The organism is Thalassospiraceae bacterium LMO-JJ14 (genome assembly GCA_021555105.2).
In the GTDB taxonomy this organism is placed as follows: Bacteria; Pseudomonadota; Alphaproteobacteria; order Rhodospirillales; family Casp-alpha2; genus UBA4479.
The window spans coordinates 123,130-137,450 of record CP134604.1; the positions used below are offsets into that span (position 1 = coordinate 123,130).

The window sequence follows — 14,321 nt, forward strand, 5'->3', positions numbered from 1 at the left end:
GCCGATGAAACTGTTAACCGCAACCGCCCTTGTTTGCATTGCCGTACTGAGCGCGCCTGCGTTCGCCGACGGCAAAAACCAAAAGCAATGCGCGGACGAATTCGACAGCTGCGTCAGGCATTGCGAAACCACCTACAAGGACGATGCCGGTGGCCGTGCGGCGTGCATGCCGCAATGCTCGGGCCGGTACGCCGCCTGCGACGCGGGGGTTGCTTATGAAAAAGCAAAGCCCTGGCTTGAAGAACAGGCCAACAAGACGAAGAAGTTCTTCGACGACATGATGAAGAGCATCGAGAAGGACACGCCCGACAGCGCGCCCAAAAAAGACCAGAGTATCTGAACGGAGCCCCTGCCGGCCCGGTCTACATCGTGAAGTTGAACGATATGCTGATGCGTTCGCCATTCGATTTGTTGGCCTGCACGCTGTGCTCGGTGAAGCTCTGGAACAGGACCAATAGACCGGCGCTTCCCTTGACGGGGAAAGTCCTTGCCGTATAAGGCGTTGTTTCCAGTGCCGGGGCCTGCAGCATCTGCAGCTTGAACGGCGAGTGCAGCAGAAAGTCGCCGCTGTTTTCCGGCTTCGCCACGTAATATACGCCGCTGATGAAGTTGTTCGGGTGCACGTGCGGTTCCTGCGAATGGCCGTGCCCGTGAATGTTGACCCAGCTGTCCGTCAGCTTCAGCGGGTGCGTCTTGGTATCGAAACGCAGAAAGTCGGCATACAGGTTGGCTTCTTGAACGATGAACGCCCTGAGATCCTCGAACCCCGGCTGATCGAGCAGACTGAATCCCGACCACAGCGTCGAGTAATGATCGTTGCTTGAGGCTTCGGGCAGACTGTTCGGCGTCTTGTCCCGGATCGCGTGGCAGGCCTGGGTCAGCTTTTCGTTGAACTTTTCCGGATTCTTGTACTGCGCGAAGTGTATCGGCAGCGGGAAGAATGCCTCGATCGATCGTTCTACATTGTCCATGGAAGTCTCTCTGTCCTTGCGCATCCCCCGGTCACAGGAAACGGCGCGGATTTGCCGGCGCCATCCCGGGCTGTCCTGGCGGCATAGCATAAAAAAGGGGAGGCATAAATGCCTCCCCTTCTTAAACGAGTCTGTTTCTAATTACAGAATTAGAAAACGACTTTGGTACCGGCGAAGACGGTGGTAACTGCGTCGTAGGAGACGCCAGCTGCCTGATCGACTTCGTCATGCTGGTAACCGACGTAAGCAGCAACGCCTTCGGCGACAGACTGCTCAGCACCAACCATGAAACCGACGATTTCATCGTTGGCTGCGGTCGCGTCTTCCGACTTCGAGTAAGCAACACGGAACGTCGTGGTGCCCATCGAGGTCAGGTCGGCGGCGTAGTTAACACCAACGCTCCAACCAACCGGCGTACGGGTAGAGCCAGCCACCAAGTCGAGCTTGGAGTAGCTGAAGTCAACAGCCAGACCGCTGTCGTGGCTCAGCTGAGCGCTACCGCCCCACTGTGAGTCCTGCGTAGTCGAGCTGGCGCCCGTGGATTTGTAACCGACACCGGCTTTAACACCGATACCACCGAACTTGCCGGAGAACTTAACGTCTGCAGCGGAGTTCTGTTCGTTGGTGTGCGAAACACCGACAACGATACCGCCCATGGACGGCGTGTTGTAGCGGATGACGCTGGAACGCGTACCGTCAGCGGAAACGCGGAAAGCGCCGAGGTCGGTACCGGCAGCACGTGCTTTGGTTGACGAGTTGACCAGCGTCACGGAACCACCGAACAGCATGTTCGAGCCGTACTGCAGGTTGCCGACGCCACCGTTTTCAGTGATGCCGTCAGTTGCTTCGGAAGTGTGACCGATGGCGACCGAACCGAACTGCTTGTGAGCGAAAGACACATAGTTGTGGCGCAGCGTGAAGAAGCTGTCCGTACCGGCTTCGGTACCGTTGGTGCCGTTGCCGTTGACGTTCGCATCAGCCGGATCCAGCGTGGATTCGTTCGAAGCCGTCATGGCCCACTCGGAGGTGCCTGAAACGCTCATGGCTTCGTTGATCTTGCCTTTGGCGACGATGCGGGCACGCGTCTGCGAACCGCCGTTGTCACCCTGGTACACGCCGGCGTCTTCGCCGTTGTTGTAGTACCACATGCCTTTGTTGAAGTGACCGGACACGGACATTTCCATGTTGGCCGCTTCGGCAACCGGAACGGCAACCACGAACAGAGCGGCAGCAGCAACGGATGCTTTGAGAGTTGTTTTGATGTTCACTTTGGTTTCTCCTTCACCAAACGAGATGGGGTATCCCCAGTTTAAAGGGAAGCCGCAATACGGCGGGCGTCCCAGCCGCGAACGGCGGCTTCCGATACGCATCTTATGCATTTCCGCCGAACGGCAAAGCGAATTCACATGCTTGTGAGGATTTTAGGCGTCACTGTGGTATAAAGAACACACCTGCTCCAACGCCCTGCGGGGCCTCGTTTTTTAACCATATCATCCGCCGCCGTGACAAAAAGGACTCAATTTGTGCGCACAGGCGGCTTTCCGGCGATATCTTGTGGCTCTTTGGTTAACGCGTTCGCGCAGAATCACGAGAAACTGTATATCCACGCAACAATTTAAAGCTTCACCGGGACACCCGCTGCAACGACAGTCCCTTTTAAAATCACGGACGATGCATTACATCATGATCCATGAAGTCCGCTTAGGGATGATGACTTCACGAATCGTATTTACCAGGCCATGCAACGTGGACACGCAGATGGACCGGCATGGCAAACCCGAGGAGACTTATTTCCTATGCAACTTTCCGATCCGAAACTTTTCCGCCAGCAATGCTATATAGACGGCGCCTGGGTTGACGCAGACAGTGGCGAAACCATTGATGTAAACAACCCTGCAACCGGCGAAAAGCTGGGCACGGTCCCGAAAGCCGGAGCCACCGAGACGAAGCGCGCCATCGACGCCGCCAACGCCGCGTGGCCCGCCTGGCGCGCCAAAACCGCCAAGGAACGCTCACAGATCCTGCGCCGCTGGTTCGAGCTGATGATGGCCAACCAGGAAGATCTCGGCATCCTGATGACCGCCGAACAAGGCAAGCCGCTGGCCGAAGCCAAGGGCGAGGTCGGTTATGCCGCGTCGTTCATCGAGTGGTTCGCCGAGGAAGGCAAGCGCATCTATGGCGACACCATCCCGCAACACGGTGCCGACAAACGGATTGTCGTGATCAAGGAACCGGTCGGCGTCGTCTGCGCCATCACGCCGTGGAATTTCCCGGCCGCCATGATCACCCGCAAGGCCGGCCCGGCACTGGCCGCCGGTTGTCCGATCGTCATCAAGCCGGCCACGGAAACCCCTTACTCGGCGTTCGCCATGGCCGAATTGGCCGAGCGCGCCGGCGTACCGAAAGGCATCATCAACGTCATCACCGGCAAATCGGGCGAGATCGGCGGCGAAATGACGTCGAACCCGATCGTCCGCAAACTGACCTTCACCGGGTCCACCGAAGTCGGCAAAATCCTGCTCGGGCAGTGCGCCGGCACGGTCAAGAAAGTGTCGATGGAACTGGGCGGCAACGCACCGTTCATCGTCTTCGATGACGCCGATCTGGATGCGGCGGTTCAGGGGGCCATGGCGTCCAAATACCGCAACACCGGCCAGACCTGCGTCTGCGCCAACCGCATCTACGTGCAGGACGGCGTCTATGACGAGTTCCTGTCGCGCTTCAGTCAGGCGATCTCGGCGATGAAAGTCGGTGATGGTCTCAAGGGTGAAACCCAGCAGGGCCCGCTGATCAACATGTCCGCCGTGGAAAAGGTCGAAGAACACCTGCAGGACGCCGTCGACAAGGGGGCGCGCGTCGTCACCGGCGGCAAGCGCCATGCACTGGGCGGTACTTTCTATGAGCCGACCTTGATCGCCGACGTGACGCAGAAGATGAAAGTCGCCAAGGAAGAAACCTTCGGGCCGCTGGCGCCGGTCTTCCGCTTCAAGTCCGACGAAGAAGTCGTGCAGTGGGCCAACGATACCGAGTTCGGTCTCGCCGCCTACTTCTATTCGCGCGATATCGGCCGCATCTGGAAAACCGCCGAGCAACTGGAATACGGCATCGTCGGCATCAACGAAGGCATTATCTCGACCGAAGTGGCGCCGTTCGGCGGCATGAAGGAATCCGGCATGGGCCGCGAAGGCTCCAAGTACGGAATCGATGACTATGTCGAAACGAAATATCTGTGTATGGGCGGTATTCAGTAGAAGCTGCACCGATCACGGTGATTTGAAAGAACGATCATCCAAAGGGGTGGCCGGATTGCCGGTCACCCCTTATTTATGGGGTCCGAACGGATAAGGACGAGACATGGCTGAGTACGATTACGACCTGATTACCATTGGCGGCGGTTCCGGCGGGGTCCGGGCATCGCGCTTTTCCGCACAGCGTTACGCAAAGAAAGTCGCCGTCATCGAAAATCTGCGCATCGGCGGCACCTGCGTCATGCGCGGCTGCGTGCCGAAGAAGCTGCTGGTTTACGGCGCACACTTCGCCGGTGACTTCGAGGACGCCGCCGGGTTCGGCTGGAACGTCGGCGAGCGGTCGCACGACTGGCCGAAGCTGATGCGCGCCAAGACCGAAGAACTGAACCGACTCGAAGATGTCTATCACCGCCTGCTGCGCGAGGCCGGCGTCGAGGAAATTACCGGCACCGGCAAGCTTGTCGATGCGCATACCGTCGAGGTCGCGGGCAAGACCTATACCGCCGAACATATCCTGATCGCCACCGGCGGCTGGCCTAAGCTGCCGGACGTGCCGGGCATCGAACACGCCATCACGTCCAATGAGGCGCTCGATCTCGAAGACCTGCCGAAACGCATCGTCATCGTCGGCGGCGGCTACATCGCCGTCGAGTTCGCCGGCATCTTCAAGGCGCTGGGCGCCGACGTGACGGTGATTATCCGCGCCGAGAACATTCTCCGCGGCTTCGATCAGACGATGCGCGATGCGCTGCGCGACGAAATGACCAAGAAGGGCATCGAGGTGCTGTCCGAATGCCAGGTCAAATCCATCGAAAAAACAGACACCGGCTATTCGCTGCGTCTCGATCATGTGGATTTCCTGGAGACCGATCTGGTCATGTACGCCACCGGGCGCGGGCCGAACACCAAGGGCATCGGCCTCGAGGATGTCGGCGTCGAGATGGACAGGAACGGCGCCATCGTCGTCGATGAATACTCGAAAACCAGTGTCGACAACATCTATGCCATCGGCGACGTCACCGACCGCATTCAATTGACGCCGGTGGCGCTGGCCGAGGGCATGGCCTTCGCGCGGACCATCTATGACGGCAAGCCGACGTCGGTCAGCTACGACAACGTGCCGTCAGCCGTCTTTTCACATCCGCCGATCGGCACGGTCGGCCTGACCGAAGAAGACGCCCGCAAGGATCACAATGTCGCCATCTATCAGTCCCGCTTCCGGCCCATGAAACACACCCTTTCGGGCCGTGACGAGCATTCCGTGATGAAGCTGATCGTCGACAGGGACACCGACAAAATCCTCGGCGCCCACATGATCGGCGACGATGCGCCGGAAATCATTCAGGGCATCGGCATTGCCGTCAAAGCGGGTGCGACCAAGGCCGACTTCGACGCCACCATCGGCATCCATCCGACGGCGGCGGAGGAGTTTGTGACCATGCGCGAGCCGCTCAGGGACGAGGACGAAGACTAATATTCGTTAGTCCCGGGCGTAGACGGCGAGGACGTTGGCCGTCCAGATTTCCGGGTGATAGCTGAGCATTTTTGCCAGCAAACCGTTCACGATACGCTCACGCCAGCGGCGGAGAACCGGGACCGGCTCCTGCGGCATCACGGAAACGCAGTTCCAGCCGGTCATCGCCGCAAGCTCGCGCAGGCGCCCGGGCCCGAGCTGCGTCACATGATCGAACGTGCCGAAGAACATTCTGAGCCCCCACGGACTCTCGATGTTCGGCACGCGGAGCAACAGCCGCCCGTCGTCCGCAAGATGCGTACGCAGCATCTTCAGCAAAGTGACGAGGTCCGGCAAGTCGATATGCTCGGCGACGTCGAACATGACGATCCGGTCGAACGACCGGCCGGCGAAATGCTCGGCCAGGACCGCCGGCGCATCGCCGATGTGAATCTCGCTCCCGGCCAGGCCGGACAACGTCTCGAGAAGGTTTTCATCCGAATCGATGCCCGCGACCTGCCGGTAACCGCCGGCTTCGAGATACCGCAGGAACAATCCCGTGCCGCAGCCGATCTCCAGAACGGACATCGAAGGATCCGCCCCGGTCAGATCGCGGAATTCCCGGTCGAACTGGCGTCGGTGCTTCTTTTTATAGGTGGTTGCCGAACGCTCGCGGTGCGATTTGTAGAATTCTGCACGATGCGTATCTGGCAGCTTGGAGTCGTCGGTCACGGTAGCGGCCTCCCGGCACGGAATTGCGTCGAACGGCCGCCATTCAGTTTCGGCGGATGACCCGGCGATGATAGGACATAATTCCTGACGGTGAAACAGCGCCATCCCGTCCGGGTCGGTTCCGCCGTCGCCATAACCCGGTTTTCGCTGGAAAACCCTGCCGGATACGACTATATCGTGAGGCTGATTTTGGGCAGAGACATTTGAGGTTCACCATGGCCAAGAACTGGACGCCGACGAGCTGGCGCGAAAAACCGATCTTACAGGTGCCGGAATATCCGGACGCCGCGAAGCTGGCCGAGGTCGAAGCCGCACTTTCGCGCGTGCCGCCGCTGGTGTTCGCCGGCGAGGCGCGGAGCCTGAAGAAATCGCTGGGCGCCGTCTCCGACGGCAAGGCGTTCGCGCTGATGGGCGGCGATTGTGCCGAGAGCTTCGCCGAGTTCCATCCCGACAACATCCGCGACACCTTCCGCGTGATCCTGCAGATGGCATTCGTTCTCACGTTCGGCGCCGCCATGCCGGTGGTCAAGATCGGCCGCATGGCCGGTCAGTTCGCCAAACCGCGCTCGGCCCCGACGGAAACGATCGATGATGTGACGCTCGACAGCTACCGCGGCGACATGGTCAACGCCATGCCGTTCACGCCGGAAGACCGGGCGCCCGACCCGGACCGGCTGATGCGCGTCTACAACCAGTCGGCAGCGACGCTGAACCTGCTGCGGGCCTTCGCCCAGGGCGGCTATGCCGACCTGCACAAGGTGCATCAGTGGACGCTCGGCTTCATTGCCGACAGCCCGGAAGCGGAGCGCTACAAGGACCTCGCCGACCGACTGGATGAGACGCTGGCGTTCATGGCGGCCTGCGGACTTACCGCCGAGAACACGCCGCAGCTTCGCGAGACGGATTTCTACACCGCGCACGAAGCCCTGCTTTTGAATTACGAGCAGGCCCTGACCCGCGTCGATTCGACGACCGGCGACTGGTACGACACGTCGGCGCATTTCGTCTGGATCGGCGATCGCACGCGTCAGCCCGACCACGCGCACGTCGAATTCATGCGCGGTATCGGCAACCCGATCGGCATGAAGTGCGGCCCAAGCACCGACCCCGACGAGCTGATCCGCCTGATCGATATGCTGAACCCGGAAAACGAGGCGGGCCGGTTGACCCTGATCGCACGGATGAGTTCGGATAAGGTCCTCGACCTGCTGCCGCCTTTGCTGCGCCGCGTGAAACAGGAAGGGCGCAACGTCGCCTGGGTCTGCGATCCGATGCACGGCAACGTCATCAAGGCAACGAGCGGTTACAAAACCCGCCCGTTCGAGCGCATCGTCGGCGAGGTCAAAGGCTTCTTCGAGGCGCACGAAGCCGAAGGCACTTATGCCGGCGGCGTGCATCTGGAAATGACCGGCCAGAACGTCACCGAATGCACGGGCGGCGCCATGGCGATTACGGATGCCGACCTTTCGGACCGTTACCACACGCATTGCGATCCGCGCCTGAATGCGCAGCAATCGCTGGAACTGGCTTTCCTGCTGGCCGAGGAACTGAAATCGGCGCGTACCGCCGTGCAGTCCGCCCGGGCCGCGGGATAAGCAACGGTCCGGACAACCCAGGGCCAACGACTGAAGGAGGGGCCGATGGCCTCCGATCAGGACAACACATCGAAGGAAACCGCGTCACGGCACGTCGTGCATGCGACGCAGAACCCTTCCGCGGCCGATGTCTCGCGCTGGAGCGATCACTATTTCACGCGCACCAAGGAAATCGTCGGGCGCTTCGGCGACCAGCGGGTGACCTATGCGGTGTTCATGCGCCGCCCGGTCATTTTCGCACCGAAGCTGATGCTGGACTGGCTGCAAAAAATCGCCGACGAGCGTGGCGTCAGTTTCGACATCAAGCTGAATTACGACGAAGGCCACTGGGTCGGCGCCGGTGAACCGCTGCTCTATATCACCGGCTCGATGTATCATCTTGTCGATCTGGAAACCCTGTATCTGCAGAAACTGGGCGCGGCCTGCGTTGCCGCCAACAACGCCTTCACCATGTGCGTCGAGTTGCCGGAAGTGGCCTTTCTCGCCATGGACGCACGCCATTCGACAGGCATCGAGATGGCCGAGACCATGGCCTATGCCGCGTCCGTCGGGTCCAGGGCGGCGCGCGATCAGGTCGGCGCCAAGGGCTTTGTCGGCAACGCCACCGAAGCGACCGCGCATTATTTCGGCGAAACGCACGGCAAGGGCACCATGCCGCATGCCCTGATCGGCTATGCCGGCTCAACGCTCAAGGCCGCCGAAATGTTCGTCGACACCTTCCCCGATCAGCCGCTGACGGCACTGGTCGACTATTTCGGGCAGGAAATCACCGACGCCCTGACCGTCTGCCGCCGCTTTCCGGCGATGGCGACGGAAGGCCGCATCGCGATCCGGCTCGACACCCACGGCGGCCGCTTTGTCGAGGGTCTGGATCCGCAGGAATCCTACAGCGTGCTCGAACGTCATGCCCCGCAGGCGATCCGCCGCTATCGCAACGATGCGGAACTGCGCTACCTGACCGGCACCGGCGTCTCGGCGGCGGCGATCTTCCATCTGCGCGAACAACTCGACAAAGGCGGCTTCGATGCCGTGAAAATCGTCGTATCCAGCGGCTTCGACGTTGAGAAATGCAAGGTCATGGCCGATGCGAAAGCGCCGATCGACATGATCGGCACCGGTTCGTTCCTGCCGAACAAATGGACGGAAACCTATGCCACGGCGGATATCGTCGATTACGGCGGGCGGCCGTCGGTCAAGGTCGGCCGGGAATTCCTGATCCGAAAATAAGAGCGGGCGTCAGCCCATCAACAGACGCTTCAGCGCCGTGTTGGCATTGTCGACGATCTCGGCGCCGTGCCGTTTGACCAGCCGTTCGCGGCCCTTCTCCGAAGACAACACTTTTCTGAGATCGGACAGCATCGCATCCATCATGCGCCGGAACCCCGGCTCGTCGAGCGACCAGCGCTGTTCGGCTTCGCCGGCGCTGTCGGGCAGGGCGCCCAGATGCGAATTCACCAGATTGATGAACCAGCCCGAGCGCTTGTCATAGTCGCTGAACTGTGCCGCCACGATGACCTGCGCATCGAGCCTGACCGTCAGCGCGTCGCGTTCGCCATAGAACGACTCCCAGTCGAAATGCTCTTCGCCGGCCTCGCTTTTCAGGCGCGCGACGATGCCGCGGCAGCGCTCGTGATAATTCGAAACGATATCGGGTCCCAACAGCATGCCGATAGCCATGAAATAGCCGGGCAGAATCCGCCGCGTCACGCCCTTGCGGCTCGGTTTCTCTGCGAACATATGCGCGAAAGGCTTCACCATCAGGCGGAAAAACGGATCGACCCGTTCCTTGCTCCATTTCTGCTGATCGCGGGCCTCGGCATAATTATCGAGCGTGGCCTCGATCTGGGCCTGCATTTCCCGGGCTTTTTGCTCGAAGCTCGACTGCATCGCGTCAATATCGTGCAAGGACAGCACGCCGCCGTTGGCCTGTGCCGCCTGCTTCATCTGATCGACGAACGAGCCGACCGCACTGCTGGCCAGCGCCTTGCTCTGTTCCTTGGCGGACGCCGGGTTTTTGATCTTCGAGGCCGGTTTTTTGGCCGGTGCCGCTGCGGGTGCCGGTGCTTTTGCGGCCACCTGGGGCTTTTGCGCGGCAGGGGCCGGTGCCGGTTTGGGTTGCGCCTGCTGCGGGGCCGGCTGCTGAGCAGATTTTGGGGACGGCTTCGGCTTTTGTTGCTGTTGGGGCGTGCTCACAATCCCGCCCTTTTCAACGATCGGCTTGCCGTCCTTCCCGACTGAAATGATCTCGGCGTGCTGCGCCGACGGCGGCGCCTTCTCGCCATACATAAGAACTTCGGAACTTTTCGGCGTTTTGACCATGATTCCAGAAGCATACTTTGTCGAAGCGAATTATGACAACGCCTGTTTCACCGTGCGCGGGGACACCTAACGGCTTGATCTTGTTGCACTCGGGTGCCAATTGACATAAGGCGTATGGCACGCCTAGGGTCCGCCTTTCCAAACGACTGCCCATGAACGGCCGCACAACAGAATGATCCGATGACCGACCGACTTTTAATTGCCGTAGCCCAGATCAACCCGACCGTCGGCGATATCGCCGGCAACACCGAACTGATCGAACAATACGCCGCCGATGCGCATGCCATGGGCGCGGATCTGGTGGTCGTGCCGGAACTGGCGATGTCCGGTTATCCGCCCGAGGATCTGGTCCTCAAGGAAGCTTTTCAGGATCGGATCGAAAGCGCCGTCACCGCCCTTGCCGGGCGCATGGGGGACAAGAATTTCCCGGCGATGCTGGTCGGTGCGCCGTGGCGGGTCGACGGCAAACTCTACAATGCCGCGCTGTTGCTCGACGCCGGCGCGGTCAAACACATCCGGCTCAAGCACGAACTGCCGAATTACGGCGTGTTCGACGAAAAACGCGTCTTTGCGCAAGGCCCGCTGCCGGGGCCGATCCCGTTCCGGGACGTGCGCCTCGGCGTCATGGTGTGCGAGGACCTGTGGTTCCCCGACGTTGCCGAATGCCTGCAGGAAAGCGGCGCCGAAATCCTGATTTCGCTGAACGGCTCGCCATTCGACGTCAACAAGGTCGATGTGCGCCTGAATACCGCTATTGAGCGGGTCACCGAAACCGGGCTTGCCTCGCTTTATGTCAATCAGGTCGGCGGTCAGGACGAACTGGCCTTCGACGGCGGTTCGTTCGTCGTCAATGCCGACTACAAGATGGTGATGCGCGCACCGTTCTGGCGCGAGGCCCTGGTGATGACGGAATGGGTACGCGGCGAAGACGGCTGGGCATGCAGCGAAACCGATACGCAGCCGAGCCTGGGCATGGAAGAGAACGTCTATCAGGCGATGACGCTGGGTTTGCGCGATTATGTCACCAAGAACGGCTTTCCGGGTGTCGTCATCGGTCTGTCGGGCGGCATCGACAGCGCGCTCAGCGCGGCCGTCGCCGTCGATGCGCTGGGCGCGGACAAGGTGCTGTCCGTGATGATGCCATCGCCCTATACGTCCGAAGAAAGCCTGGAAGATGCCACCCAATGCGCCGACTTGCTCGGCATCCGGCTCGAAAGCATCAACATCGGCCCGGCCATGCAGGCCTTCGATCAGATGCTGGCGCCGGTCTTCGAGGGCCGAGAGCCCGACATCACCGAGGAAAACATCCAGGCGCGGGCGCGCGGTCTGCTTTTGATGGGCATGTCCAACAAGCTCGGCCACATGGTGCTGACGACCGGCAACAAATCGGAAATGTCGGTCGGCTATGCGACGCTGTACGGCGACATGTGCGGCGGCTATTCGGTGCTCAAGGATGTCTACAAGACGACCGTGTTCCAGCTGTCGTACTGGCGTAACGCACACCGTCCGCCGGGCGCGATGGGGCCCGAGGGTATGGTCATCCCCGAACGCATCATCACCAAGCCGCCGTCGGCGGAGCTGCGCCCGGACCAGAAGGACGAGGATTCGCTGCCGCCCTATGACGCGCTCGACGGCATTCTCCGTGCCCTGATCGAAGAGGAAAAATCGGTCGACGAGGCCGTGCAGCGGGGCTACGACATCGACACCGTGAAGCGCATATGGAAGCTTCTCGACCGGGCCGAATACAAGCGCCGTCAGGCCCCGCCCGGCGTCAAGATCACCGAACGCGCCTTCGGCCGGGACCGCCGCTATCCGATCACCAACGGGTTTACGAAGCAGATCTGATGAACAAAGACCCCATCCAGATTCACGACACCCTGACGCGTAACAAACGTCCGTTCGTCCCCATCGACGCCGACAATGTGCGGATGTACGTGTGCGGGCCGACGGTCTACGACCTGGCGCACGTCGGCAATGCGCGGCCGATCGTCGTCTTCGACGTGATGGCGCGGCTTTTGCGTCACGTCTATGGCGCGGAACACGTGACGTACGTGCGCAACATCACGGACATCGACGACAAGATCAACGCGCGCGCGCATGAACGCGGCATCCCGATCCGCGAACTGACGGAAGAAACCGTCAAGGTCTTCCATGACGATATCGCCCTGCTCGGCGCTTTACCGCCGGACCATGAGCCGCGGGCCACCGAAACCATCGATGAGATGCAATCGATGATCGCGGACCTGATCGCGTCAGGCCACGCCTATGAGGCGGCAGGCCATGTGCTGTTCCGGGTACAATCCATGCCCGAATACGGCCGGCTTTCCAGACGCAATCAGGATGAACTGATCGCCGGTGCGCGGGTCGAGGTCGCCCCTTACAAGGAAGACCCGCGCGACTTCGTTCTGTGGAAACCGTCCGACCCGGAAAAGGGAGAGCCCGGCTGGGACAGCGACTGGGGCTTCGGGCGGCCCGGCTGGCACATCGAATGCTCGGCGATGAGCGAGAAGCATCTGGGCAAGGTGTTCGACATTCACGGCGGCGGGCTGGACCTGATCTTTCCGCACCACGAAAACGAAATCGCCCAGTCGCGCTGCGCGCACGGCACCGACGTCATGGCGAATTACTGGATGCACAACGGCTATCTGATGGCCGAAGGCGAGAAGATGTCGAAGTCGCTCGGCAACTTCTACACCGTCAACGAGCTGCTGCAGGAATTCCCCGGCGAGGCGATCCGGCTGTTATTGCTGAAAACCCACTACCGCCAGCCGCTCGACTTCACCAAGGAAGGTCTCGCCGATGCGAAACGGGAACTGGACGGCTGGTATCGGCTCAAGGCGGACGGCGGCGAAGTGCCGGCGGGCCTGATTGATGCGCTATGCGACGACTTGAATACGCCGGGCGCCATCACCGTGCTCAGAGGGGCGAGCAACGACCCGTCAACCCTGACGGCCGGCGCGAATTTCCTCGGCCTTCTGCAACAAGACCCCGAAGACTGGTTCAAGTGGCAGCCGAAATCCGCCGAGGGTGGGCTGACGGACGCCGAGATCGACGCCAAAATCGACGCCCGCACCGAAGCCCGCAAGAACAAGGACTTCGCGACCTCGGACGCGATCCGCGACGAGTTGCAGGCGGCGGGGGTCATCCTCGAAGACGGCGCCGGCGGCACCACCTGGCGGCGCGGCTGATCTGACGCCCCTCTCCCTCGGGAGAGGGTGGCGCGAAGCGCCGGGAGAGGGGTGTCCGGTTACCCGAACGCCCGGTAGCGCCGGACGATCTCTTCCTCGCTCAGATCGGCCTCGATCTCCTGTAGCCGCTCGGCTTCGGCCCGCGTGCGGGCAACGCCGGTCCACGGCTCGACGCCGCTCGGCAAGGGCTCGTCATTCGTCGCCATGTGCGGCGCATAGTCCGCAAACAGCTGCAGGACCTGCTTGAAAGCCTCGATCTCCAGTTCCTGGAATTTCGCGCCGTCCGGCACGGGAAAGCGCCGGACCTCGACGATCGGACCGGTATCCACCTTGTCCGCCATCTCATGCAGCGTGACGCCGAAAGTCCTGGCGCCGTCGTAAACCGCAAACCCGGCCACGTAGCTGCCGGGGTATTCGGGCGGGCCGGGATGAAAATTGTAAGCCGGTCCTTCGAGTGCCGCCAAAACCGCTTTGGGAACGATAACGGACGTCAGGAAGGCGATCAGGCGAACCCCGTGAAGACCGGCGTTCACGGCTGAAAGCAGGGCATCCTTATCAAACGCCGGGACCACATCGAGGGATGGGTTGTGCTGACGCAGCATCCCGCTCAAGTGCGGGGCTTCGACCTCTCCGGTCAATAAAATGATTCGTTCAGGCATGGCACAAAGCTAGCATGCACCGGGCAAACCGAGTAGAGTATTCATGTGTGAACGTCCGAAGCGGAATTAATCCGTAGTGGATGCGATAGAATTGCCCGCCTATAAGGGTTCATTGTGCCAGAGGGTGACGGAACTGTAATAACAGCACCTTAAACG

The 14,321-nt window shown here is 61.0% G+C and carries 12 protein-coding genes; 7 read left to right on the top strand and 5 right to left on the bottom strand.

What is annotated here, in order from left to right; genetic code table 11:
- The first annotated feature begins 4 nt into the window (after window positions 1–4).
- Window positions 5–340 (top strand): hypothetical protein, encoded by a 336-nt coding sequence (locus L2D14_00575; protein WNJ99936.1) that lies wholly within the window; start codon window positions 5–7, stop codon window positions 338–340.
- A 22-nt stretch (window positions 341–362) separates the two neighbouring features.
- Here L2D14_00575 and L2D14_00580 read toward each other — a convergent pair whose 3' ends face one another.
- Both L2D14_00580 and L2D14_00585 read right to left on the bottom strand, forming a co-directional pair.
- Window positions 363–971: a TIGR02466 family protein gene (locus L2D14_00580; protein ID WNJ99937.1), complete on the bottom strand. Its 609-nt coding sequence runs from the start codon at window positions 969–971 to the stop codon at window positions 363–365.
- A 149-nt stretch (window positions 972–1,120) separates the two neighbouring features.
- The gene (locus L2D14_00585) at window positions 1,121–2,239 is read right to left on the bottom strand and encodes a porin (protein ID WNJ99938.1); all 1,119 of its coding nucleotides are present in this window, start codon (window positions 2,237–2,239) and stop codon (window positions 1,121–1,123) included.
- 528 nt (window positions 2,240–2,767) lie between these two features.
- Here L2D14_00585 and gabD point away from each other — a divergent pair.
- Window positions 2,768–4,222 carry an NADP-dependent succinate-semialdehyde dehydrogenase gene (gene gabD, locus L2D14_00590; GenBank protein WNJ99939.1) on the top strand — a complete coding sequence of 485 codons (1,455 nt, stop codon included), beginning with the start codon at window positions 2,768–2,770 and terminating at the stop codon, window positions 4,220–4,222.
- Between the two features lie 103 nt (window positions 4,223–4,325).
- A complete protein-coding gene (gor, locus tag L2D14_00595) occupies window positions 4,326–5,693 on the top strand; it encodes a glutathione-disulfide reductase (protein ID WNJ99940.1) in 1,368 nt (455 codons plus the stop codon).
- A gap of 6 nt (window positions 5,694–5,699) precedes the next feature.
- Here gor and L2D14_00600 read toward each other — a convergent pair whose 3' ends face one another.
- Window positions 5,700–6,404: a class I SAM-dependent methyltransferase gene (locus L2D14_00600; GenBank protein ID WNJ99941.1), complete on the bottom strand. Its 705-nt coding sequence runs from the start codon at window positions 6,402–6,404 to the stop codon at window positions 5,700–5,702.
- Window positions 6,405–6,619: 215 nt separating this feature from the next.
- On the opposite strand from L2D14_00600, the gene L2D14_00605 reads away from it, so the two are divergent.
- Together L2D14_00605 and L2D14_00610 are read left to right on the top strand one after the other, a co-directional pair.
- A complete protein-coding gene (locus L2D14_00605; GenBank protein WNJ99942.1) occupies window positions 6,620–7,999 on the top strand; it encodes a 3-deoxy-7-phosphoheptulonate synthase class II in 1,380 nt (459 codons plus the stop codon).
- 45 nt (window positions 8,000–8,044) lie between these two features.
- Window positions 8,045–9,226 carry a nicotinate phosphoribosyltransferase gene (locus L2D14_00610; GenBank protein WNJ99943.1) on the top strand — a complete coding sequence of 394 codons (1,182 nt, stop codon included), beginning with the start codon at window positions 8,045–8,047 and terminating at the stop codon, window positions 9,224–9,226.
- Window positions 9,227–9,235: 9 nt separating this feature from the next.
- On the opposite strand, the gene L2D14_00615 is transcribed toward L2D14_00610, so the two are convergent.
- On the bottom strand, window positions 9,236–10,318 hold the full coding sequence (locus L2D14_00615; GenBank protein WNJ99944.1) for a hypothetical protein: 1,083 nt from the start codon (window positions 10,316–10,318) through the stop codon (window positions 9,236–9,238).
- A gap of 180 nt (window positions 10,319–10,498) precedes the next feature.
- Between L2D14_00615 and L2D14_00620 the strand changes: the two genes are divergently transcribed.
- Entirely contained in the window at window positions 10,499–12,163 is a 1,665-nt protein-coding gene (locus tag L2D14_00620) for an NAD+ synthase (protein WNJ99945.1), read from the top strand.
- Complete coding sequence (gene cysS, locus L2D14_00625) at window positions 12,163–13,506, top strand: cysteine--tRNA ligase (protein ID WNJ99946.1); 1,344 nt, start codon at window positions 12,163–12,165, stop codon at window positions 13,504–13,506. The genes L2D14_00620 and cysS overlap by 1 nt, the downstream gene beginning before the upstream one ends.
- Window positions 13,507–13,565: 59 nt before the next feature.
- Here the strand turns inward: cysS and L2D14_00630 are convergent, their stop codons facing one another.
- Complete coding sequence (locus L2D14_00630) at window positions 13,566–14,165, bottom strand: formyltransferase family protein (protein WNJ99947.1); 600 nt, start codon at window positions 14,163–14,165, stop codon at window positions 13,566–13,568.
- Between the last annotated feature and the right edge of the window lie 156 nt (window positions 14,166–14,321).

Bases quoted from the DNA above. Each gene is read 5' to 3' on its own strand.
- L2D14_00575 (WNJ99936.1), top strand. From the start codon at position 5: ATGAAACTGTTAACCGCAACCGCCCTTGTTTGCATTGCCGTACTGAGC.
- L2D14_00580 (WNJ99937.1), bottom strand. From the start codon at position 971: ATGGACAATGTAGAACGATCGATCGAGGCATTCTTCCCGCTGCCGATA.
- gabD (WNJ99939.1), top strand. From the start codon at position 2,768: ATGCAACTTTCCGATCCGAAACTTTTCCGCCAGCAATGCTATATAGAC.
- gor (WNJ99940.1), top strand. From the start codon at position 4,326: ATGGCTGAGTACGATTACGACCTGATTACCATTGGCGGCGGTTCCGGC.
- L2D14_00605 (WNJ99942.1), top strand. From the start codon at position 6,620: ATGGCCAAGAACTGGACGCCGACGAGCTGGCGCGAAAAACCGATCTTA.
- L2D14_00610 (WNJ99943.1), top strand. From the start codon at position 8,045: ATGGCCTCCGATCAGGACAACACATCGAAGGAAACCGCGTCACGGCAC.
- L2D14_00615 (WNJ99944.1), bottom strand. From the start codon at position 10,318: ATGGTCAAAACGCCGAAAAGTTCCGAAGTTCTTATGTATGGCGAGAAG.
- L2D14_00620 (WNJ99945.1), top strand. From the start codon at position 10,499: ATGACCGACCGACTTTTAATTGCCGTAGCCCAGATCAACCCGACCGTC.
- cysS (WNJ99946.1), top strand. From the start codon at position 12,163: ATGAACAAAGACCCCATCCAGATTCACGACACCCTGACGCGTAACAAA.
- L2D14_00630 (WNJ99947.1), bottom strand. From the start codon at position 14,165: ATGCCTGAACGAATCATTTTATTGACCGGAGAGGTCGAAGCCCCGCAC.